Origin of the sequence: Pseudomonas sp. RIT-562 (genome assembly GCF_026241895.1) — a bacterium.
Lineage (GTDB): Bacteria > Pseudomonadota > Gammaproteobacteria > Pseudomonadales > Pseudomonadaceae > Aquipseudomonas > Aquipseudomonas mandelii_F.
Map to the genome: position 1 here is coordinate 241,186 of NZ_JAPJIV010000005.1, position 22,043 is coordinate 263,228.

The window sequence follows — 22,043 nt, forward strand, 5'->3', positions numbered from 1 at the left end:
GCATCAGGCCTGTTTGCCTAAGCGTTCAACGACCCACTGCTCGATTTCTAGCGAGTCCCAACCGACTGCCCGCAATCCAATGCGTTTAGCCTGAGGGAATTTACCTTCCTTCATCAGGTTGTAGATGTGCGCGCGTTTGAAGCCGGTTTTTCGCTCCACCTCGTCACGTCGCATGATGTGGCGTTCTACCTGCAGTTGAGGTGCTTCAACGATGGGTAAGGATTGGCTGGACATGCTGGTCACTCCTGGCGCCGATTGGCGCGTGGTGGGAAGTGACCTGAATTGAATAGCAGAAGTGGGGGAGAGTCATTGCACTGCAATCAGAGGTATTGCAGTGCAATTGCTCCACTCAGATACCTTTTTTGAGTATGCGATTGGCTGCGGCGAACTTTGCATCCAGCGTGCGTTTGCTCAGGCCAGGATCGTCTTTGCGATGAGCTGAGATGGAATTGACGATGGAGGATTGACTATCAAATACTGAGTGCGGTTTACCTGATGGCGAGTGTCCTAAGATTAGTTCAAGCAACGCCCCTATGACTTTCAGGTAGCCGATTTCACTGCGGTCACTGAGTTTACTGTTGGACTTTAGTAACTGATGGATATTTTCTCTTTCCAACCCCATTGCCTCAAGCTCATCGAGTAGTTGTTGATAAGACGCTTCTATATTTTTTATCCGCAATTGCATTGCATCTCGGTCGGCTTGTAAGGCCAGATAGGTGCCAGGGCTGATAGCTCCTTGTTGGTTGAAGGACTGTTCGAAAAGAAAGCTTGGTCTTTGGTCAGGGTAGTAGCGCGCCATCCAAACTCTGAGGTCAGTATGGCGGATAGTTATCTGACTGCAATCGATGGGCGTGCCAATCGTGACCGACACGCCGAAGCAGCCATAGGCCAGGTCGCCATGGCGAATGGCATCTATAATTTTTTCGGTATTTGCCTGTAGGCACGGCCATTGGGGGAAGTATTTTGACAGGAGCGCAGGACAGTCCCAAGCCGATTCTAGTATTTGGGTTTCATGAGCCATGAGATTGCACCAGCGTATAGCTGCGTCAATGGGCCGATAAAAAATTTTTGCAAAAACGTTGTAGCTGTCGGGTTCATACATAGGAGCAGCCTCATATTCGAGGGAGCAGATCCGCTAACTACGTTTTTATGGCCTTTACTAGCTGGGCTTCCGTGCGGCAACTGTCCCTTGATTCGGTTTTATTTGTTGGTAAATCGATATCCTTTTTTTCGTGAGAGATCCGAGCATTAAGCACCTAATGCACTCTGGTTATCGAGTTCTTACGCTTGTTTCAATTGACGATTTAGACGCACAGCACCACGGTGCTTCTCCCAATAACCTATGCATCGCTAGACTTTGAAAGAGCTTATTCTGTGGTGCAGCAACTGACTTTGCTTATTCAGGAGTCGTGCTCCATCAGCCAGGTCATTGACATAGTGGGAGACTCCATCACTCAGTCGGTGAATGGTGATGATATTTTCGTTCACCGTTTCCGCGACAGTACTCTGCTCCTGAGCAGCCAAAGCAATGTGTTGGTTCATTTCATTGATGCCCTGAATGTTTTCGCTGATTCGCGTCAGGAACTCACCGACTTGCCGTGAGGTGCCCACCGCATCCTGCAGCGCATTCTGGCAACCCTCCATGGCTTCTCGTGCCTGATGCGCTGCGCCCTGTAACTGGGTGACAATATTTTCAATGACTTCGGTCGACTGGCGGGTTTTTAGCGCCAGGGCACGGACTTCGTCAGCGACCACGGCAAATCCTCGTCCTTGCTCACCGGCTCGTGCGGCTTCGATGGCGGCGTTCAGGGCGAGAAGGTTGGTCTGCTCGGCGATCCCGCGAATAGTGACCACCATCGCACCGATCCCCTCGCTGTCTCGCATCAAGTCACCCAGTTTCAGAGCGGTATGGGCTATCTGTGTCCCCAGGCGTTCGACCATTTGCTGGCTGGCGTCCATCATGGCGTTCCCTTCGCAGACATGGGCTGCCGACTCGCGTGTTTGTGCGCTAGTGCTCGAGGCGTGTCTGGCAACCTGGATGGCGGATCGAGCGAGTTGCTGCACGGAAGCGGCTACGGATTCGACCTGCTGAACCTGCTGGGCGGTAGCGTGCGAGGTGTGACCAGTTGTTATGTCCATTTCACCGGCATGCTGATCGAGAGCGCTAGAGACGAGCCCGACATCCGCAATCAGGTTCGATAGCCGTTCAAGCACTAGGTTGAAGTTGCCAGCCAACTCACCAATTTCATCAGGGCAACTGGCATCTAGGCGTTTACTCAAGTCAGCTTCACCTCGTGCTATCTGCGCCAGGCAAAGGCTGACCTCTTTGACTGGTCGCAGAATGTGACGCCGGGTCAATAGCCACACAGTCCCCAAGGTAGCGAGCAACAAAACTGCGGTGACTGCCAAGTTTTGCAGTAATACAGTTTTCAGGGTCGTTCTCAGCGCCTGGTTGTTGAACTCAATATCCAGCATAGCCAGCGCCTGACCATGATGCATTACCTGTGTGTTGAGCCGGAAGGAGACATTAGCCGCGTTTTTCTGACTGACAGAAGTTGAACGTTGCGTACGGGAATCGCGCACCGTTAGTCCATTAACATCGGGGGCGCGCAACAGTTCATTCAGCAAGTTTTCGATCTGAGCCTGATTACCACTCGCGAGCGGTTCGCTTAGGGATTGTGCCGCAAGCTCAAGTAACGTAGTGGCTTGCCTGAGTTGCTGTCTGCTCAACTCCCGAGACGTGAATTGATAGTTGAGCGTCGCGACAGCGAGTGAAACGCAAAGCATGACCAGTGTGAGCGTCATCATCATTTTGCCTGCGAGCGAATATTGCATCATGGATCTCGTTTTATTGGCGTGGTCTTTCAGCAGAAACGATGCAGGGTTAATTTCATCCTGATGCGACTCGCGGCATTGCGGAGTAGGCGAGATAATCGGCGAAACGCGGATCTGAAATTTGTGTAGAATTAAGCATTACTGAGGTAGCACAAGTCATAGGCGATCTCGGTGTGAACGACGGATATGTTCTCGGTAGCGCTAATCTTCAGTGCAGCCGGACAAACGCAAAAGACACACGAACGGCTATTGTGCTCGGTAGGAGTTACCTGCAGATTGCCGTTCAGCTCGTTGAGGCCCACCTTCCATTTGTCGACCCACTTCCATATCCAATATTTATTTCGACGAACGGTTAACTTGGAAGCCAACGCGTCCGTGGCGGGGAAGAGTTGAGCGCCACCTCGACGTATCGCTACATCGAGGATAATGCTCTTGACCTCAAAAGGTGTGCGCGTAACGTACCTGCACGACGTAGTCGTTGCGTGCGCGGTTCTCTACTTCGGTCTCACGATAAGTGTTGAACCAGACACCATCACCATCGCCTACTTTCCAGAACACCCCAGGGCCAATCCCAAGCACTTTTTCGCGAGAGTCGGCGAGGCGGTGACCATTGACCTCATCATCACTTATTTGTTTGAAGTAATACCCATTGAGGCCAACTGAGACGTTGGGTATCACTTCATAGGAGGCAGTAAAGTTAATCCATGCCGCTTTGCCTGCCTGGGTATCACGCACAGGCTGACCTTCGAACAGTTGCACTGAACTGCTGGCTGGGTCCTTGTTTTTAAAGTTTTGCAGATAGTGCAAGCGCCAGCTCACTTCCCAGCGGGGTGCGGGCATCCAGGTCGCCGCCCAGTAAGGATTGATCGAGTAGAAGTTAGATCCTTGGTTGAGGTCCTTGTGTTCATCGTATTTACCGACGGGTAACAACACATCCAGTGCCAGGCGCTGGACGAAAATAGGTCGTCCATGCTCATCGACAATAGGATCGAACTGCACCAGCGGGCCGGTGGTGACGTCGCCAACTCCAGTGGCGTTGTCCTTGAGTTGTGGACCGTTGCTACCAAAGTCACCGTCGAGTGAAACGATCGGCACAATGATGTTCCAGCCCAGGTGTGCGCCCGCGCCAATAGTGTTGGGCGAGTAATAGCTGAGTTGGTTGATCAGGCTGGTGACATTGATCTTCGGGTTATCAAAGTCTTTGATTTCCTTACCCGAGTTATTTCGAATCGAACTGGCGCTGGTGTACTTCAAGTATTGCTGGAACGAAAAGCCGGGCAGGCCGGCAAATCCATCGTAAAAACTGGTGCCTCCCAGATTGATCCCGTTCGGCTCCCCAACGCTAGGCGGTGGAGGGCCGTTGGCGGCTACAGTTTCTAGGGACGAGAGAGTGGCGAGGACTAGCAAGGCTGGACAAATTTTTTTTATTGTGTTCATCGTTGTTGGCTCTATTGTTATTTTTTTTGGCGCTATTTGGTAATTCCCAGAGTGCTTTTGCATCAAGCAATCTGGTACCAATGTGCTTTTGGCACATTATTTTTTTGCTTGCGTGGTACCTGGGCTCGCGGCATCAGACGCTGAGGGCTTTGCTCTGAATCGATGGAAAGGGCAACCCGCGACTTTCGCCTGCTCGCTCTGCTGATCTGGTGTTTTAGATGCACCCGCAGCGCGCTTGGCGGCATGCGCCACTTGCCGGCGTTCCGTGAAGGTGTCCTTCGGATCAGGGATCACCTTTTCCCCCATCCACAGAAAACCGGCAGTAAACAAACGCAATGCTTTCCTGGCCAACGGTGAGGGTCGTTTGAGTTCGTAGGCGCGGATCAGATGATCGGGATAAAGACTGATCACCCAGGCAAATACCAGAGAGTGTGAGAACTTTGGAAAATAACGATCGGCGAACTGTTGGATTATTGCTCGCGCCGCCGGTGGGCCCATGTCGTGTTTGGGAACATCCTCACTTTCCCAGCGATCCATGAAGGCCATGATTCCATCAAAGGAATCAGGGAAGCCTGTAATCGCTTCGCCCGTCCCGGCGTTGCGAAAAATGGTTGACATCTGGTGCCAGTATTTAACAGCGGCGAGCTTCTCTTTTTCGCTCATGCCCGCCATACCTACGCGTTGCATCAGGCGATGCATGCCGGCTGCTTCATAGCAAAGCGTGTAGACGTAGGTGTCGTTGCGGCTGAAGCTCTCGCCAAATCGCTGAGCGTAGTGGGAGTGTATTTTGTTTATCGACTCAACGTTTTCGCGGGTCTTGTCGTGGTGTGAACCGTAATGCCACCAAACCTGCATCTTCCAGGATGTGTCATCGGAGCGTCTGAATGAGTTTTTTAGAATTTTCCCGTCACCGTTGTCAATGAGAGGCAACGCGTCCAGTTCCCTTACGAAGAAGTGAGGGAAAGTGACGGCGTACACAAGATTCATGATGAAGTCGGTTGGCCGATAAGCCGCAGAGAGTTTCCAGATCTCGTCATAGTCGGTAGCAGGGTCGAGCTGATCAATACGCGCGGCGATCCATTTGCGGGTCATCGGGTTTTCCTCTTATTTTTGTTGTCATCTCACTGGGCGCATGGTCATTGCGCTTCCTGCGGATGGCTTACAAGTTAGAAGAAGTACCGAGCGCAGTCATTAGGCCGGAAAACCAAAATAATGATTGGTTTTGGTATTGCAGTACGGCGGCCCTCGAGCGCTTGAAACGTGCGTTGATGGTCTATCGACTGGGATACATCAATCTCACTGTTTACCTGTTTCTATTCCCTTTCATGCTTGAGGACACGGCCCTCGTACTGGGTGATCAGGTGCAAGGCGCAGCGTATTTCGAGCTCTCGTTGCTTGATAGGACAACCCAGCAGTAGTTCTATCTGTTGCAGTCGATACACTAGCGTGTTGCGGTGAATACCTAGCGCTTCAGCACCGTGGAGCAAGCTGTTGCCTGACTGCAAGTAAGCGCTGAGTGTTTGGCGGTAGCCGCCGGCTTTCTCTGATTTGTTTGCCAGAGGTCCGAGCACGGAGTCGACATACCACGCGGCCTTTTCAAGATCCTGACCGACCAGGATCGTCAGGACATGGTCAGCCCAGCGCATGACGCCTTTGATTGGGGAAAGGATTGCAACGCTACTGACATCTCTGGCTTGAAGATGAGTACGCCTGAACCCAGCAGGGCCCTTCGCTGGTTCACCCAGTGCACATTGAGTTCCACTTAATTGCCCCAGTGTTTCTTCAAGTCGTTTCAGTTGGGTCGGAGTAGGGGCGCGCGGTGTACTGACCCAAGCCCATGTCAAATGCTGAGTGAAGGAAACTACCAGCGGTGTATCGCCGATGATTGCATCTTGTAAATTGCGTTGTAACTCACCCAAGTCTGAGCTGAGCTTGGTGTTGAGATCAGAAATAATGATACCGACATGGAAATGCTCAAGATCCAGGCCATGATCTTTTTTGATTTGCTTTAGCTCGAATGGTTGAAGCGCGCCCGCATTGCCGATCAACTTTTCCACAAGGGCGCGGCGTCTCGCGATTTGACTTTCCATCAGCACCTGACGCTCGTCCAGGTAGCACAGCACAAAGTGCTCGATGATTTCATCCACCACGCATGCACCGTTGGTGACTAACCGTTGAACCGTTGAGGGTGCAAAAGTCCTGGACGCCGACGCGGTGAAAAAATGATTGACCCAGATAGTCTGGTTGGCTCGCATGTTTTTGACGATGCTGCTGAACGGTACTTCGCGACGTGCAGCTTGTCGCGCCATTGAAGGGATCAATTTCAGCGTAAAGTGCTCACTGTTTCTCGATAACGAACTCATGAATATATCGAGGATGAGCGTTTCAAGGTTGAGGCGTATCTCTGGCGTCGGCAAGTCAGGCACCGTTTGAAATTCGTCCTGCAAGCGCTTGAGGGAACTGGCGGCCTCCTCAAGCGCCCAGGCCACCGCACCTTCACCCATCTTCAACACAGCATTGGTCAGATGATGCTGACCAATCACCGCCTTGGAAAAAGCGTCCTCGACCGAGCCTTTTGGCTGCAGGTGAGAATAGAGATCAGTAGTCAAACGGTACTCCCTGTGAGTCGTAATGATTATTTATGTACGCATCACGCAGCCGCCCGTGGGGATCCAGCGCACTGTGATTGCAGTATAGCGTCGCGGTGATACTGCAATACCAAAAACGCCGTCGAGCTTGGATGGACAGACCGGAGACTGGCCCGGGGCGAGGCCCTATCGTAAGTGGTGGTGTTTTTAAATCGAGAGCACCCAGACGTTGCGCCATGAGCGCTTCTGTCTGACGACTGAAGGCCGCTGATCAGAGGCCTCTATTTTCGTATTCACTATGTGCACTCAAGCGAAGAGAGGATCTACATGTCTGCCCCTAAAAAGTGGATTCGAGCCAAAATCCAAAGCCTCGACCCAAGCAAGGATTACATTGAAATCTGGCGTTTATCGAACAGCTACGGGCTGAACGACTTCATGCAGAACTTCATCTACGCGTTGACCTTCCCTAATTTTGTCGTCACCGATTGGGGCTCCAGAGCGGTCTGGCGTGAAGACGGTGGCAAAGTCGTTTCACGGTCCACCTCGCGTGTAGAGCAGACCGGCAGCGCCAATGCGCTGTGGTGGTTCTACGGTCCTGAAGACAGCCGCACCATCAAGTCGGTTGAAGGTATTAATAATCTTCATGCGCATTGGGCCAAGCAGTATCCCGGTGCCTTTTCTTATAATGACGATTACGTGTACGTCTGTGCATTCACCGCCATCACAATGCACCGTCTGAAGTTGAAGATGGGCGCCCCGGGCCTCTCCGAGAACGAGAAGATTGCCGCGCACTTGTTCTGGCGTGACATGTGCAAACTCTTCCGTGCTGAAAACGATCAGCCGATCACTGGTTACCCGGATAGTTTCGACGCGCTCGTGGAATTTTGCGAAGCCTTCGAAAATGCTCCAAAACCCAAGCTTGAACGTGGCAATCTCATTATCACGGCGATTCATGAGCAGTTTGTCTTCCGCTTCTTCCCCAAGGAGTTGCATTGGTTTGGCCATCAGTTACTGCGCGCCATGTCATTGACCACCACGCTCGACACCATGCAGGTCGACCGCCCTGACCCCGCCGCGGCCCAGCTTTTGCCGCAACTGGCCGGCTACATGATGGGCATGATGGAAATGAATGCCGACGATCCGACTGAAGCCTATATCGAAGAGCGGATGAACATGTCCAGTGGAGATAAAGCCGAAGTGCGAAAGGGCATCCAGGCGCTGGACAAGCAATTCCCCGAGCATTACGTCGAAACGTACAAGAATGATCCTAAATTTGTCGGTTGCCCTTTTCATGCCGCTTTGGGCGATGGCGTTACACCGCAAAATGCAGCCGACAAACAAAGCATCAAGTCCATAGAGGCTCAGGTAGCGGCTTTGGGCGGCGACGAGTAACGCCAACTCACCTTGTTGCCCTGCATGACAATCAGCCCCGACAGGGGCTGACTGCGTGGTGCATTAAAAAGGGTAGTGGTGACCACCTGGCTGCCAGGTCACCCAGTGTGCGCGAGTGAATTCATCGACGGCATAATGACCGTTGAAACGCCCGAGCCCGGAGTTCTTTTCACCTCCGAAGGGCGCGTTTGGCTGGTCATCGACGGTGATGTCGTTGATGTGCGTCATGCCGGCGACGATGCCACGAGCGAACTGCAACCCGCGCGCCATGTCTTGGGTGAATACCGCACTGGACAACCCATACTCGCTGGCATTCGCAAGTCGCAGGGCGTGCGCTTCATCGTCGGCTATGAGCATTGGTAACAGTGGGCCAAATGTTTCATCTACCGCCAGGGCGTCATCGGCTTTTACGTTGCCGAAAACATGCGGTGGGAGCAACAGACCGTTGGCTGAAGCGCCGAACAGTTTAGTCAGGCCAGCGCTGTGTGCCTGATCAATCTTGCGTAACAGGCCATTCAATTGCGATTGATTGACGACAGGCCCAATCACGGTGTCCGCATCATTAGGGTTACCCACTTTCAGCTTGCTGACCCTCTCCACCACAAGTTCTGCAAACGCCGGGTATAAGGTGCGATCAACAATCACTCGGTTGACGCTCATGCATATCTGCCCTTGATGCAGGAAACGGCCGACCACGGCTGCGTGAGCTGCCACTTCAACGTCGGCATCATTCAGCACCACCAGTGGCGCGTTACCACCGAGTTCAAGAGCAACGCGTTTGATGTGCTTGCCACCCGTGGCGATGCGCCCGACATTGCGCCCCACGTCCGTAGAACCGGTGAACGAGATCAGCCTGGGTACTCGATGTTCCACGAAGGCGTCACCGATTTCCGATCCGGCGCCCACAACAACGTTGATGGTGCCCGCAGGGAAGCCCGCCGCCTCCAGTAGGTAGGCGATCAACAATCCGCCGCTGACAGCGGTATCACTCGCAGGTTTCAGCACTACGGTATTACCTAATGCCAAGGCCGGAATAACGGAGCGCATGCTTAGATAAAGCGGAAAATTCCATGGGCTGATCACCCCCACAACGCCAAGTGGATCACGGAACACAAAGCTCTGTTCGCCGGGCTTGTAGCTGGTCAAGATCCGACCCTCTACTTGCATCGGCATGCTCGCGCATTCTCGGACCAGGTTCAGCGTGCTTTGCCACTCGATGCCAGCCTTGATTCGAGTGCTGCCCGACTCTTTGATGAGCCAGTCGATAATTTCTTCACTGCGCTGCGCAACGATAACGGCAAGCTTTTCAAGCAACATAACCCGTTGGCCGGCGTGTAGCGCAGCCCACTCCAGCTGTGCCTTTTCGGCGGCCAGATAGGCTTCATCCAGATCGGCGACCGAGGCGAGCGGCATGTCCAACAGCAACTCGTTGTTGAAGGGGTTGCGGTTGTCCAGGCGTTTGGTTGAGCGACCTGGCTGCCAGCGGCCGTTAATGTATTGATGACCTTGAATGGCAAATGGAGCGGGTGCGTTCTGGTTGTTCATTTAGGCGACTCGATCAATTTAATGGATTGACTTCCCTGCAAAATCAGGTGCGCATCCAGGCGCGGCCCCAGGAGTTAAGAGTGTGCTCACTCTGCGGCCATACGCCGGCTTCACGGTCTGCTGGCGCCAGTTCAAGTTCGGCCGAGAATTCCAGTCGGTTCCGATCGGCATCGACCACCATGAAAAACAGATTGTTGCCCGGACCATGACGGCCAGGGCCGAAGAAAATGCTGATGCGCTCCTTGGCAAACCGGTCGCCCCAATCACGAATGTCATTCCACTCATTGGTTTCGTAACAATGGTGGTCCCATTCATTCTTCGACCCACGGAAAAAGGCGAGGGAGTGATGCTCGTCGTCGGAGCGCAGGAAACACACCATGAGCTGGCCGGTTTCCTGGTCGACCACGTTGTCGGAAATGGTGAAGCCAACGGTGTTGACGTAAAAGTCGATAATCGTCTCAAGCTCGGTGGTTTGGAACACAACGTGCTGCAACCTCGACGGCATGCCTTGCAGTTCAGCACTTGTATCGGGAAGTACTACGCCGAATATTGTCTGGCGACCCTGTGGATCCCGAATGGCAAACGCGCCTGGCTCAAGTAAAGGCGAGGTCACCGGATCCATCTGGCATTCACGCTCAATCAGGTTCTGACGCAGCGCTTCCAGTTTGGCGTTGGAGTGGAGGTTGAAGGCAGCGGCCAGCAGGCCGCTATGGTCGGCTGGCGAAATGATTGCCGCTCGTTTCGGCCCCCGCATCACCTGGCTGCCATCTGCTTGTGGCGATGCGCGCATGTCCATCATTCGCGTATAAAAATCTACCTGGCGTTGAGGTTCTTTGCTTGCCAGGTGCAGGTAGCACAGTTGAGCAGGGGTCGAAGTCTGGAGGGTCGTCATGGAAAACTCCGCGATCAAAGAGTAACTGGGGAATGGGCGGTATTGGCAGCCGCGACGGCGACTGTCGTAGCCTGTGCAATGCCCAACAAGGACTGAAGAGCCAGAGCTGTTTCTGACTCCTGAGCCTGGTCAAATATGGCGGCGACATAGCGGTCGGGACGTAGCAGCAGGAAGGTGCTGGCCTCGGCAAACAGTGCGCTTAACTCACCGTTGCGATCATGTACGATCGTGAGTCCCGCCAAAGGGGGCGGAAGCGGAGCGTCTTGTGGAATGATCACGATGCGCTTGGCATCCAGGTGGGTCCAGAGCGGGTGCTGCAGTTGATCCATGCGTTGGCTGCGCAGATCGCCATATTGAATCAAGGCAAAGCCCGGGCCGATGTGCTCATCCAACAGTTGCGCGCAGCCGTGAGAGTCGAAAAGAGTCGGCTGCGGCAGCATGGTCCCGGCGCGCAGGTTGCCGGCCTTACCTTGGGATAACACCAGGCCCTGGGTAAAACGAGGCTTTGGTTTAAACTTCATTTGCAGAAAGTAATCGCGCAGAGGCGGGATCAGCCCGATCACGCGGAAGGTGCTGGTAATGAGTTTGGCGCGCAAGGCTGAAGCCGGCGCCATGACCACCCCGAGATTCAGCGCCAGCTTGATCAGCGCCCAGGCATGATCGCGGCGTTCGCTTTCATAGGTCTCGAGGGCGCTTTTCGCCATTTGTCCCCGGAGTACCGCCACAAGTTTCCAGGCGATGTTATGCGCATCACGCACACCACTGTTCATGCCTTGGCCCGCATAGGGTGGGGTCAGGTGCGCAGCGTCACCGGCGAGAAAAACACGACCTTCCTGCCAGCGAGAGGCAACCCTGGCGTGGAAGGTGTAGACCACTTTGCGCACCAGCGAATAAGCTTTTTCACCCCGGAACGGCCGCAGCAAGTTGCCAAGGCTAGCGTCGCTGAGCATTTGCTCATCAGTCTCGTCGTCTTTGAGCATGAACTCGAAGCGACGTGTCTGATGAGGGCCGGGCACTTCTACGACAGGTCGCTGCGCGTCGCAATACACACGAGTCTGCCAGAACGGGTCATCGTCCTGATCCAGATCCACGACCAACCATCGGGACTTGAAGCTGGAACCCACCATATCGATACCCAGTTGTTTTCGAACCGGGCTTCTGCCGCCATCACAGGCAACCATGTACTGGGCGTGCACCTCAACCGTGTCACCGGCCGCATTTTGTATTCGAGCGAGAACGCCTGAGGCGTTCTGTGTGAAGTCGATCAGTTCATGGCAGAAAAGCGGAGTCAGGCTAGGGAAACGCTCCATACCTTGCATCAGCGTGCGTTCGAACAGGGGTTGCCTGAACGCATTGCGTTTGGGGTAGCCGTATTGCTTGCCGACAGGTTCGACCTTGCCAAAGCAACGTCCCCCTGGCTTGTCGAAGTAGTGAACGCCGTAGCCTTTGACGACGTCAGCCAACACGGCTTCATCCAGCCCGGCTGCCTGCATGGTTCGCAGCGACTCATCGTCGATCGAAACGGCACGCGGTTCAGTCACGGTGCCGGCTTTACGATCAAGAATGGTCGTACGCACGCCGGCCTGTCCGAGGAGGTTGGCCAACGTGAGTCCTGTCGGGCCGGCACCGATAATCAGTACGTCAGTATTCACGGGTGTAAGGGTTGTCATTTTTATTCCCTCGGTGACCGCCGGGCTGGTCAGTCCAGTACTTCTGGTCTGTGCGCCAGCGCGGTCATGAGTTGTGAAAGATTGTCGGCAAGGGCGAGGATTTGCTGGCCTTGCACTTCATCCTGTTCGCTATCGCGTTGCGAGGTCGGGCGCACGCAGCTGATGCTGCCCACCACTTTGCCGTCGCCATCGAATATGGGGGCCGCGAGGCCAAAGACGTCAGCATCGACTTCGCTGGTGCTCAGCACATATCCCTGGCGGCGCAAGCGTTGGAGCGAGCGCCGGAACACCTCCCAAGTCTTGCCAAGGTTGCTGGACTCGATGTCACTCGGGTTTTCCAGAAACAGTTGGCTTTGATGCCGTGAGCCCATGTTGGCGAGGATCGCTTTAGAGGTCGCTCCCATGAACAAAGGTCTTGGCGATCCTCGCGAGTAGCTCACTTGGTTGGAAAGGTTGCCGGTTTGATGGATACAGACCACTTGATCCTTGAACAGCCGACACACCAACCAGGCTTGCTCGGCACCCCATTGCGGAAAGGTCGACTCCAGGGAGTGCGCCGCGCGTACCAACGGATCACTGACGCGCAGTTGGCGATCCCAGGTGATGATTCTCGCGCCCAGCGCATAGCGACCGGCCTCCACCTGAAACAGCAAATTGGCCTCGGCCAGTTCGCGTACATAACGGTAGGCAGTGGAGCGTGTGAACCCCAGCGCATTTCCCATCCCGTCGACCGTCCAGATGGGATGGTGCTCGGTGAACAGGTCGAGAATTCGCAGCATCCGCTCCAGGCTGGAGCCTTTGCTGTCTGCCAGGTGCTCGGTGGTGTCTTCGGAATCAAACGGTTTTTGCATGTCAGCTCTCGTCTACAATACTGTTGCGCAGGATACCAATGCGCTCGATTTCGATTTCGACGATATCGCCCGGCTTCATCCAGACTGGTGGCTCGCGGAATGCACCAACGCCGCCGGTGGTGCCGCTGACGATTACGTCTCCAGGGGCCAGTTCAGTGAACGCGGTGCAGTACTCGATCAACTTGCGCACATCGAAAATCATGTCGCTGGTGCGCGTGTGTTGCATCACTTCGCCGTTCAAACGAGTCGTCAGTTCCAGGTCCTGCGGGTCGACGATTTCATCGCTGGTGACCATCCATGGGCCGAATCCACCGGTGGCCGGGAAGTTCTTCCCTGGAACAAACTGGATCGTGTGCTTCTGCCAGTCACGTACGCTGCCGTCGTTGTAGCAGGCATAGCCGGCGACGTAGTCCAAGGCGTCCTCCGGTTTGACGTGGCGAGCGGTCTTGCCGATCACCACGGCCAGTTCACCTTCGAAGTCAAGCTTGTGGGACACGGTTGGGCGAACGATGGGCTGCAGGTGTGCGGTCTGGCTGTCGGCAAAGCGGGTGAAAATCATCGGGTAGGTCGGCATGTCCCGACCAGTCTCGCGCACATGCGTGGCGTAGTTGATCCCGATGCAGAGCACTTTGCCTGGGTTGGCAATGACCGGCAAAAAGGTGATTTCACTCAATGCCAGGCGAGGCAGGTCTTTCAGCGCATCAGCCCCCAGTTCGCTCAGTCGATTGCGCGCGATGGCTTCTTTGAGGTCCGCACCCAGGTGAGACTTGAGTGATTCCAGGTCAATGACGTGGTCACCTTTAACAATGCCGTACGTGGAACGGTTTTGGTAAACGAAGCTTGCGATTTTCATGGGTATGCCTCTGGTTGCATCAATGATGTGTAACAGACTGTGAGGGTGTGGGTTGTTGTTTGCTCGCGGGGTCAAGTCGTAGCAAGGTAATCGCCGTCAGCGCGATGATTCCCGGAACCAACGCTGCGCTGAGGATCTCTGTCAAAACCCAGCCGGCTGCCAACATCAAGCCGCCGCAAACGGGCCCTGTAATGGAACCCACTCGCCCGACGCCAAGTGCCCAGCCGATGCCTGTGGAGCGTATTTCCTGTGGGTACAACTCGGCGGCCAAAGCGTTAAGACCTGCCTGCGCGCCTTGCACCAAAATGCCCAGCAACAACATTGCGGGGAAAAGCGAATAAATAGAAACAGGCAATTGGCTGAGCGCCAGCACGATTGTCAGGTAGCCCATGAATTCGATGGTCAATACGTTGACCGACCCCCAGCGGTTCATCAGCCAGCCTTGTACGACCGAGCCGATCACACCTCCCAGGCTGAAGAGAATGATGGCGCGAATGCCCATGCTCAGCGGTGCATGGGCTGCCACTAACAGCGTCGGGATCCAGCTCATAATGAAGTACAAAATCAGCAAGTTCATGGCATACGGCAGCCAAAGCAGCAGGGTGCGGCGCCACATGCCGGCTGTGAAAAGACGACTCAGGGAGGTAGAGGAGGTTGCCTGTTGGCGTAGTTGGCCAAGACTGGCGGGCAGTTCTGCGAGGTTGGGTGCGAGCCGTTTAATGATAGCGCTGAGGGCAGCACGACTGCCGGGTTGGCGACTGAGGAACTCAACCGACTCTGGAAGCCGCCACACCACAACGCCGGCGACCAGCAACGGCAGCGCGCCACCGATCAGGAAAAGGTTTTCCCACCCCCAGGTAGCGAGCAGTTGGTCGACCGTCAAGCCAGCCAGCATGGCGCCCAGTGGCATGCCACAGAACAGCAGCGTCACGGCACTGCGCGAGTAACGTCGCGGGCTGTATTCAGAGATCAGCGCCACCAGGTTGGGAATTGCCCCGCCGAGGCCTATGCCGGTCAGAAAGCGCACGACGAGCAACTGCGAGACGTTGTTAACAAAAGCGGTCAGTAACGCGAATGTGCCGAACAGCAGGATCGACAACACCAGAATTCTCTTGCGCCCCAAGCGATCCGCCATAGGGGCCAGTAGCAGTGCGCCGAGCATCAAACCAAATAAACCCGCCGCGAACACCGGTGCCAAGGCTTGGGGCGTTACGTTCAAGGTTGATGCCATGGCAGTCACCAGAAAACCGACGATCTGGGTGTCGAATCCGTCTAGCACTGCGACCAGTACGCAGAGGGCGAGCCCCTCCCATTGCAACCGGCTGACAGGGAGGGCGTCAACGACGTCGCAGAGGATATTGCTGGGTGTAGGCGTATGCATGAACTGGCCTCTTATTGTTTTTATTGTCTGGGCAGGCAGGTGCCCTTGACTGAGGCTAAATCTATTACGAAGCAAAAATCCTGTAAAGATAAAATAAACCAAAATCCTAAATAGCAGGAAATATGATATTTTGGTTTCTCGTCGGCATGCACCATGGCAATGAGAGCCGCGTGCGGCTGCGTTTCCCTTATCAGGCTGCGGATGTCAGTTCATCAAATGAATAAGTGGATCACTCAATCATTCGGTCGCTTGATAGGCCGTTTTGGCATGCAGCCCGAGCTTCAGTGGCCTTCTCGGTCAGCACTGATTTTCAGTCTGCACACAACCACGGCAGCTCTCTTGGCGCTGGTCATCGCTCAAATGCTGGACCTGCACCATCCTTGGTGGGCTGCGATGACAGTCTGGCTGGTGGCGCAACCTACGCGAGGCCTCTTGATCGAACGCATCGGCGCGCGGCTGATCGGTACGGTGGTGGGAGCCATGGCAGGCGGACTTTTGCTGACGGTGTTCTTTGATCAGCAGCACTGGCTAATGCTCGTACTGGCAGCCTGGATCGCAGCGTGCGCCGGGTATGGAAACCTGTTTCGACATTTTCGAAATTACGGTTTTGTGCTGGCAGGCTACACCGCAGCGATCGTCGCGCTGTTTGGTATTCAAGACCCCGTGCTCGATGTGGACCTAGCCCTTGGCAGAATCTATTGCACCGTCATCGGCGTGTTGGCTTCAGCTTGTTTTTCATGGACGTTTACAGGCAAGTCCGCGTCCCTGGAATCCGTGTACAACCGACTCGATGCGCTGATTGTGGCCAGCGTTCACTACAGCCTCAAAAGGTTGCAGGCAGGCACTGCACACGATGCCAAAAGTTTTAGTGCGCTGTTGCAGGAACTAGCGGCGCTTGATCTGTGCCTGGATGAAATTGCTACAGGTTCTCGAACAATGCGTTTACGGGTCTTTCGCACTCGCGACACGCTGGGCGCGCTTGTCGATTTGCTCGTAAGTAGCCATTTCGATGTTGGCGAAAAACTCCGATTTCCCTCTGACCTGTTGGTAGCAACTCATCCTGAATCGGCAGCTGCAATGGTGCTCGCGGTGATCAATGAGGTCCACAAAAACACTGAAAACCTTGCCGCAGGCACGCTGTTCGTTGAAAAATTACAACGCGTCTTTGCAGCGTTGAATGCTTGTGAAACGCCAGGCAGGGAAGCGTTGCAATCAACTCAACAGCGCGACTGGCACGCAACATGCCTCGCGGGCTCCAGACCCTTGATTGCGATGTCCATCGCCACCGCAATGTGGTGGGGCCTGGGTTGGTCAGACGGTCCAATGATGGTCATGACGGCCGTGTTGTTCGCCTCGCTGTTCTCCAGCCATAGCCACGCCAGTGCGGCGTTAAAAGACGTACTTGTTGGCTCGACCGCTGGAGCCGTTCTTGGCGTGACCTGCCGTTTTTGGCTGTTACCTGAAGTGGGAACGGTGTGGGAGCTGGCCTTGGTTATCGCACCGTTTTTGATGATCGGAGCGTTGCTCATGGCTCGGCCCGGTACAGCAAAACTGGCCATCGACCTGAACATGACCTTTTTGTTAATCGCTCAACCTGGATTGCAGGTAGACACCTCCCTTGAACATACCCTGTTGCAGATGTTGGCAATTCTGGGCGGGGTGTTCACTGCCGTGCTGACCTACCGATGGTTGGTTCCTTCATCGCCAGGCTCCCAGCGCAAGCGCCTGTGCAAGCGCATTGCGCGGCTCGCACTGAAGATCTCGGATACACCTGCCCCACCTGCTCAGGCACGAATTTATGATCAAGTCAGGGGTCTTCTGACAAGTCTGATCAGCCTCGAAAAAAAGGCCTCTCCACTGCTCATTGCTGCGTTCGAATGCGCAGCGATTGCTCAGCTTTTCGCTCACCACCGAACTGATGAACATCACACCCTTGCACTGCACCAGCAATTGGAAAACCTCGCGACTTCCAGGCTGGCAAGCAAGAAGAATACTGGCGCTGACCTACTTTGAATCAACCGGAGAACACCCATGTCTGACCGCCCAACACCGTGGCAAAACTTTACTGGCCAATACATCGCCGGGGCCTGGCGTTCCGGAAGTACGCGCAAGGTCCTGGAGAACCGCAACCCTTATGACAACGCCCTGCTGACCGAGCTTTCGCTGGGTGATGTTAGCGACCTCGACGACGCCTACCAGGCGGCAGCAACCGCGCAGAAAGCATGGGCGCAGACGTTACCTAATGAGCGCTCAGCCTTGTTCATGCGCGCCGTTAGCGTACTGGAAGCCAGGCACGAAGAAATTGTCGACTGATTGATTCGTGAGTCAGGCAGCACGCGTACCAAAGCCGAAATCGAGTGGTCAGCGGTACGTTCGACCATGATCACGGCCGCGGCCATGCCTTCGAGAGTCGTCGGCCGCATTCTGCCAATCGACACCCCCGACAAAGAAAGCCGCGTTTACCGTAAACCATTGGGTGTGGTCGGGGTTATCAGTCCCTGGAACTGGCCGATGCACCTTTCCAATCGGTCTATCGCACCGGCGCTGGCACTCGGTAACGCCGTCGTCGTGAAGCCTGCCGACGATACGCCGGTGACCGGTGGTTTGTTGTTGGCGAAAATTTACGAAGAGGCCGGTTTTCCGCCGGGAGTTTTGAACGTGGTCGTGGGAGACGTGGCTGATTTGGGTGATGCCTTTACCCTGCACCCGATTCCAAAATTCATCTTCTTCACGGGATCGACTCGGGTCGGGCGGCACATTGGGCGCGTTGGCAGTCACAGGCCCGACGCTCAAGCGAGTCGGGTTGGAGTTGGGTGGGAATGCTCCGTGTGTGGTGCTTGATGACGCGGACCTCGATCTGGCGGTGCACGCCGCCGTTGTGGGGCGCTTCCTGCACCAAGGTCAAATCTGCATGAGCAGTAACCGGATTATCGTCGACGCCTCGTTGCAAAAGGATTTCGTCGAAGCGTTTGTCGAGCGCGTTCGCCAGTTGAAAGTCGGCGATCCTGACCTTGCAGATACAGTCATTGGCCCGCTGATCAACCGTCGCCAGTTGGAGGGCGCAGTGGCCCGGATCGAGGCGGCGAAAGCCGAAAGCATCGAGTTGTTGCTCGGTGGCGCTGCACACGGGTAGGTACTGCCGCCTCATGTGTTCGTCAATGTCGATAATATGAGTGACTTGGCCCAGGCTGAGCAATTTTGTCCTGTAGCGCCGATCATCACTGCGCGTGACGAGGCACATGCGCTGGAGCCGGCATGACTCACATCAACGACATCTCGGTCAATGATGATCCGAACAACATGTTTGGCGGCGAGAAAAACAGTGGTATCGGGCGATTCAACAGCGATTGGATCATCGCGGAGCTGACCAGCGATCACTGGAACTCGGTGCAACACAAACGTCGCGCTTATCCGTTTTAAGGTCAGGGTTTTAGTGGACTGATCGTATGGCATGAATGCCCCTTGAAAGGGGCGTTCCTTCATACAAAGACTGCCCTGCAGCGATACGTTATTTGCAGGGCAGTCAGTTGTGCGTTGCTGTTGCCAGAACGCTCGGCTAGACCTCTACCGGTGGGTTATGGGATCCAGTTCCCATGAAAACCCAGCGGTATATGATGATCCAGCTTTACCCGTGCCAATGGTGCGCCCGTGAAGTCGCTCGCGTCGTGGATCACCAGTTCGCTTTTGTTTGTCTGGGGATCCCACCAGACGACCAGCAACCAACCATCGTCTTCACTCACCGCATCGGGTTTGGCCACGAATATCGGCTCGGCAGGGGACACGTCCCTGTCACCTTCCAGTGTTTGGTACTCGGTTTTGCCTGAAATAAAATCGTGCTTTATCAGGCAATTGAAATCGTGGCTGTCACTTTTGGGCTGGTGTACACCGGCAAAGTAGCCGTATTGGTGTTTTGCACCCAGGAGTTTTTCATTGATCCTAGGAAATTCGACGGAGAAATTTCCGACCCGTGCTCGTGTCATCTGACCGGCATCGAGATCCAGGGTCCAGCGGTACAGCGCGGGAGGTGTGAACGGCGAGCGTCCAGCGTCAGGAAAAGGAAACGGAAAGAAATTCTCGACTTTTATATCATCGACAAACTGGAGGTCACTGACGCAGCCGTCGACGATTATTTTGCCATCTTCCTCGTAGGCGTTGACGAAGTGTGTGGTTTGGTAAGCTTCATCGGTGAACCATTGAGTTGCACCGGTCTGCCGATGGACCACCAGGGTTCGATTGCTCTGCTTTGGGTCAAACGTCCACGCAGATTTGCCTGCAGGAACTCGGTCGGGTGATTCTGGACGCCAGTTGATGGGCCCAAAGAAGAAGACAAAATGATTTTCAGTGAACATGAAGTCGTGAATATAGGCGGGGGCGTCAAGTGTAACGACGTGCTGTTTCAGGATGTTCCCTTGTTTGTCAGCCAGTGCACAGACGAATCGGCGGGTTTCGGGTTCGACCGTATACAATAGTAGTTCATTTTTTGCGGCGTCGGTATGGATATGCGCGGTAACCAGTGCATCAATTGCGCCGTGGAAATCAAAGGTACCAATGGTTTCCAGGGTGTTTCGGTCAAGTTCATAATAGTGTCTACCCGCCTCTTGCAGAGCCAATACGCGTCCGTCGATTTCCACGACATTGACGTTGGCTACTTGCTTGACGGCAGCCGGCCCCTTTTCAAGCTGTGGTTGAGCTACTTCGTAAGACCCGTAAATACCGTTGTAGAGCGATCTACCGGCTGCTTCTTCTTCCTTGAAACCCTCGGTGCGCACCCATTTATTGCGGTAGTTGACAGCGCCGTTGCTGATATAAAACCCATGAACCATGCCATCTCCGTCGAACCAGTGGTATCGGTCAGGGCGAGCAGGCTCCCAACGCTGGTTGGATCCGGTTCGAAAAAGCACGCCCTCAAGTTCAGGCGGCACAGTACCTTCTATGCGAAGTTCATTGGCGATGATTTCGTTGGAGAGGGGTTGGCGAATACCTTGTAAAAAGGGGCTGCTATTGTTCCACATGATGTATCTCCCGAAGGCTAATAGGGGTGTCTTATTAAGGGTTAATAGAATGCTAGCCTTTGGTGTTATTGCTGTCTCCGGGTTGTGAGTACGAATTCTTATGGAGTGTTGGTACTGAGGTGCATGCAGTTGTTTATGTTGAGCTCGTCACGGTTTATGTGGTCGCGCGATCAAGGCAGGATTGCAAAGAATACCTGCCGTTGACCTGCCTCAGGTTCGCGGAGTTGGTGTTTTATTTATACCGGCTTGCCAGACTCAACTATCCGTACAGACTTTTTGTGGGTAAATGCCAGGTAGCTGTATCGGCCGTGATATTCGCCCATCCCTGAACCGCCCACCCCACCGAACGGCAGGTATGGCGAAAACGCGTGCACCAGCACGCCGTTGACCTGAGCATCGCCGGCTTGAATGTGGTCGATGACGGGGTTGGCATTGGCTGTGTGGCCTGTGAACACATACACGGCCAGTGGTTTGGAGTGATGTTGATTGATGAGATCGACTGCATTATCCACCGAATCAAAAGTCAGCACCGGCAAAATGGGCCCAAACAGCTCTTCGGCCATCAGCGCATCGTCCCATTGCACTTGGTCGACCACGGTGGCGCTGAATACGCGCCGTTCTGGGTCTGCATCGCCGCCGACCAGCACCTTGCCCGCGCTCTTGCTCAACAAGTTTTGAAGACGCGATACTTGTTGGCTCGTGACGACTTTTCCCGTGGAACCTATGTCGGGCAGGTCCTGCTGAATGCGCTGCGTCAGGCGAGTTAGCAGTTCATCCTTGATGCTGCTGTGGACGTACAAGTAATCCGGTGCGATGCAGGTCTGGCCGCTGTTGATGAACTTGCCAAACATCAGCTGCGACACCACCAGATCGACATCGGCATCGGCCAGGGCAATCAAAGGGCACTTGCCGCCTAGTTCCAGGATCACTGGTGTGAGGTGCGCGGCGGCTGCCTGCATCACTATCTTGCCGACGTTAGGGCTGCCCGTGAAAAAGATGAAATCGAACGGCAAGCTCAGCAGGTGAGTATTCTCATCGCGTCCACCCTGAACCACAGCTATGTAGTTGGGAGAGAACGCTTCCTGAATGATTTTCTCGAGGACCAGTGAAGTGTTGGGGGTGGTTTCGGAGGGCTTAAGGATGCAAGTGTTGCCGCCAATGATTGCGCCTATCAGCGGCGTCAGCGTCAGGTTTACGGGGTAGTTAAACGGCCCGATGATGTAAGTAACGCCAAAGGGCTCTTGCGTGACATAGCACTGGGACGGCGCAATCAGGTCTGCGGTGGGTACCGTTTCTGGTGTCGCCCACTCGTCAAGGTGGGCGAGGGCGAAATCGATTTCGTGGAGGACTGCGCCGATCTCCGCGAGGTCCACATCGGCCTTGGGTTTTCCTAAATCTTCGTCCAGTGCGACGTACAGCGCCTCTTTGTGATTGAGCACTGCCTGTTTCAGGCGCTCCAGGCTGTGTTTGCGAAACTCGATGGGGTGGGTTTGGCGGGAGGCGAAATAGGCACGCTGCGACTCGAATACTGCATCGATGGACTCGGAGCTTGGATAGTTCATGGGTTGTCACCTTATCGAATTCAGT

The 22,043-nt window shown here is 54.7% G+C and carries 16 protein-coding genes and 2 pseudogenes; 3 read left to right on the top strand and 15 right to left on the bottom strand.

All coding sequences use genetic code 11. The features are described from left to right. Nucleotides 1-3 precede the first annotated feature (3 nt). From ORL50_RS09655 to ORL50_RS09680, 7 genes and pseudogenes are all read right to left on the bottom strand, one after another. Nucleotides 4-234, bottom strand: a complete 231-nt coding sequence (locus ORL50_RS09655) for an AlpA family transcriptional regulator (RefSeq protein WP_020300882.1) — start codon at nucleotides 232-234, stop codon at nucleotides 4-6. 115 nt (nucleotides 235-349) lie between these two features. Next, on the bottom strand, nucleotides 350-1,102 hold the full coding sequence (locus ORL50_RS09660; RefSeq protein WP_032903637.1) for a hypothetical protein: 753 nt from the start codon (nucleotides 1,100-1,102) through the stop codon (nucleotides 350-352). A 248-nt stretch (nucleotides 1,103-1,350) separates the two neighbouring features. Beyond that, entirely contained in the window at nucleotides 1,351-2,139 is a 789-nt protein-coding gene (locus ORL50_RS29065; protein WP_371101270.1) for a methyl-accepting chemotaxis protein, read from the bottom strand. 69 nt (nucleotides 2,140-2,208) lie between these two features. Next, nucleotides 2,209-2,838, bottom strand: a pseudogene (locus ORL50_RS29070) (HAMP domain-containing protein); the annotation flags it as partial. Nucleotides 2,839-3,273: 435 nt separating this feature from the next. After that, nucleotides 3,274-4,272 (bottom strand): SphA family protein, encoded by a 999-nt coding sequence (locus ORL50_RS09670; RefSeq protein ID WP_032904495.1) that lies wholly within the window; start codon nucleotides 4,270-4,272, stop codon nucleotides 3,274-3,276. A gap of 96 nt (nucleotides 4,273-4,368) precedes the next feature. Beyond that, complete coding sequence (locus ORL50_RS09675; RefSeq protein WP_090406428.1) at nucleotides 4,369-5,364, bottom strand: hypothetical protein; 996 nt, start codon at nucleotides 5,362-5,364, stop codon at nucleotides 4,369-4,371. Between the two features lie 221 nt (nucleotides 5,365-5,585). Then, entirely contained in the window at nucleotides 5,586-6,881 is a 1,296-nt protein-coding gene (locus tag ORL50_RS09680) for a PucR family transcriptional regulator (protein WP_020300877.1), read from the bottom strand. Nucleotides 6,882-7,187: 306 nt separating this feature from the next. On the opposite strand from ORL50_RS09680, the gene ORL50_RS09685 reads away from it, so the two are divergent. Next, on the top strand, nucleotides 7,188-8,252 hold the full coding sequence (locus tag ORL50_RS09685; protein WP_266013210.1) for a hypothetical protein: 1,065 nt from the start codon (nucleotides 7,188-7,190) through the stop codon (nucleotides 8,250-8,252). A 63-nt stretch (nucleotides 8,253-8,315) separates the two neighbouring features. Here the strand turns inward: ORL50_RS09685 and ORL50_RS09690 are convergent, their stop codons facing one another. From ORL50_RS09690 to ORL50_RS09715, 6 genes are read right to left on the bottom strand one after another with little or no spacing between them, the layout of a single operon-like run. Then, nucleotides 8,316-9,797, bottom strand: a complete 1,482-nt coding sequence (locus ORL50_RS09690) for an aldehyde dehydrogenase family protein (RefSeq protein WP_047531102.1) — start codon at nucleotides 9,795-9,797, stop codon at nucleotides 8,316-8,318. 43 nt (nucleotides 9,798-9,840) lie between these two features. Then, nucleotides 9,841-10,689: a VOC family protein gene (locus ORL50_RS09695; protein WP_020300874.1), complete on the bottom strand. Its 849-nt coding sequence runs from the start codon at nucleotides 10,687-10,689 to the stop codon at nucleotides 9,841-9,843. A 14-nt stretch (nucleotides 10,690-10,703) separates the two neighbouring features. Continuing rightward, nucleotides 10,704-12,359, bottom strand: coding sequence for a bifunctional 3-(3-hydroxy-phenyl)propionate/3-hydroxycinnamic acid hydroxylase (locus tag ORL50_RS09700; RefSeq protein ID WP_169868539.1), 1,656 nt, complete (start codon nucleotides 12,357-12,359; stop codon nucleotides 10,704-10,706). Between the two features lie 29 nt (nucleotides 12,360-12,388). Then, nucleotides 12,389-13,210: an IclR family transcriptional regulator gene (locus ORL50_RS09705; protein ID WP_020300872.1), complete on the bottom strand. Its 822-nt coding sequence runs from the start codon at nucleotides 13,208-13,210 to the stop codon at nucleotides 12,389-12,391. 1 nt (nucleotide 13,211) lies between these two features. Continuing rightward, nucleotides 13,212-14,063, bottom strand: a complete 852-nt coding sequence (locus ORL50_RS09710) for a fumarylacetoacetate hydrolase family protein (RefSeq protein ID WP_020300871.1) — start codon at nucleotides 14,061-14,063, stop codon at nucleotides 13,212-13,214. A gap of 19 nt (nucleotides 14,064-14,082) precedes the next feature. Next, nucleotides 14,083-15,444 carry an MFS transporter gene (locus ORL50_RS09715; protein WP_020300870.1) on the bottom strand — a complete coding sequence of 454 codons (1,362 nt, stop codon included), beginning with the start codon at nucleotides 15,442-15,444 and terminating at the stop codon, nucleotides 14,083-14,085. 216 nt (nucleotides 15,445-15,660) lie between these two features. On the opposite strand from ORL50_RS09715, the gene ORL50_RS09720 reads away from it, so the two are divergent. Together ORL50_RS09720 and ORL50_RS09725 are read left to right on the top strand one after the other, a co-directional pair. Next, complete coding sequence (locus ORL50_RS09720; protein WP_020300869.1) at nucleotides 15,661-17,457, top strand: FUSC family protein; 1,797 nt, start codon at nucleotides 15,661-15,663, stop codon at nucleotides 17,455-17,457. Between the two features lie 18 nt (nucleotides 17,458-17,475). Beyond that, nucleotides 17,476-18,864, top strand: a pseudogene (locus ORL50_RS09725) (aldehyde dehydrogenase family protein). 155 nt (nucleotides 18,865-19,019) lie between these two features. Here ORL50_RS09725 and ORL50_RS09730 read toward each other — a convergent pair. Next, nucleotides 19,020-20,456 carry a carotenoid oxygenase family protein gene (locus tag ORL50_RS09730; RefSeq protein ID WP_106118106.1) on the bottom strand — a complete coding sequence of 479 codons (1,437 nt, stop codon included), beginning with the start codon at nucleotides 20,454-20,456 and terminating at the stop codon, nucleotides 19,020-19,022. 236 nt (nucleotides 20,457-20,692) lie between these two features. After that, on the bottom strand, nucleotides 20,693-22,018 hold the full coding sequence (gene mdlD, locus ORL50_RS09735; RefSeq protein ID WP_020300865.1) for an NAD(P)-dependent benzaldehyde dehydrogenase MdlD: 1,326 nt from the start codon (nucleotides 22,016-22,018) through the stop codon (nucleotides 20,693-20,695). Between the last annotated feature and the right edge of the window lie 25 nt (nucleotides 22,019-22,043).

Excerpts from the sequence above, each read along its gene's own strand:
- ORL50_RS09720 (WP_020300869.1), top strand. The coding sequence starts at position 15,661 with ATGAATAAGTGGATCACTCAATCATTCGGTCGCTTGATAGGCCGTTTT.
- ORL50_RS09715 (WP_020300870.1), bottom strand. The coding sequence starts at position 15,444 with ATGCATACGCCTACACCCAGCAATATCCTCTGCGACGTCGTTGACGCC.
- mdlD (WP_020300865.1), bottom strand. The coding sequence starts at position 22,018 with ATGAACTATCCAAGCTCCGAGTCCATCGATGCAGTATTCGAGTCGCAG.
- ORL50_RS09700 (WP_169868539.1), bottom strand. The coding sequence starts at position 12,359 with ATGACAACCCTTACACCCGTGAATACTGACGTACTGATTATCGGTGCC.
- ORL50_RS09655 (WP_020300882.1), bottom strand. The coding sequence starts at position 234 with ATGTCCAGCCAATCCTTACCCATCGTTGAAGCACCTCAACTGCAGGTA.
- ORL50_RS09695 (WP_020300874.1), bottom strand. The coding sequence starts at position 10,689 with ATGACGACCCTCCAGACTTCGACCCCTGCTCAACTGTGCTACCTGCAC.
- ORL50_RS09710 (WP_020300871.1), bottom strand. The coding sequence starts at position 14,063 with ATGAAAATCGCAAGCTTCGTTTACCAAAACCGTTCCACGTACGGCATT.
- ORL50_RS29065 (WP_371101270.1), bottom strand. The coding sequence starts at position 2,139 with ATGGACATAACAACTGGTCACACCTCGCACGCTACCGCCCAGCAGGTT.
- ORL50_RS09660 (WP_032903637.1), bottom strand. The coding sequence starts at position 1,102 with ATGTATGAACCCGACAGCTACAACGTTTTTGCAAAAATTTTTTATCGG.
- ORL50_RS09730 (WP_106118106.1), bottom strand. The coding sequence starts at position 20,456 with ATGTGGAACAATAGCAGCCCCTTTTTACAAGGTATTCGCCAACCCCTC.
- ORL50_RS09685 (WP_266013210.1), top strand. The coding sequence starts at position 7,188 with ATGTCTGCCCCTAAAAAGTGGATTCGAGCCAAAATCCAAAGCCTCGAC.
- ORL50_RS09670 (WP_032904495.1), bottom strand. The coding sequence starts at position 4,272 with ATGAACACAATAAAAAAAATTTGTCCAGCCTTGCTAGTCCTCGCCACT.
- ORL50_RS09690 (WP_047531102.1), bottom strand. The coding sequence starts at position 9,797 with ATGAACAACCAGAACGCACCCGCTCCATTTGCCATTCAAGGTCATCAA.
- ORL50_RS09675 (WP_090406428.1), bottom strand. The coding sequence starts at position 5,364 with ATGACCCGCAAATGGATCGCCGCGCGTATTGATCAGCTCGACCCTGCT.
- ORL50_RS09705 (WP_020300872.1), bottom strand. The coding sequence starts at position 13,210 with ATGCAAAAACCGTTTGATTCCGAAGACACCACCGAGCACCTGGCAGAC.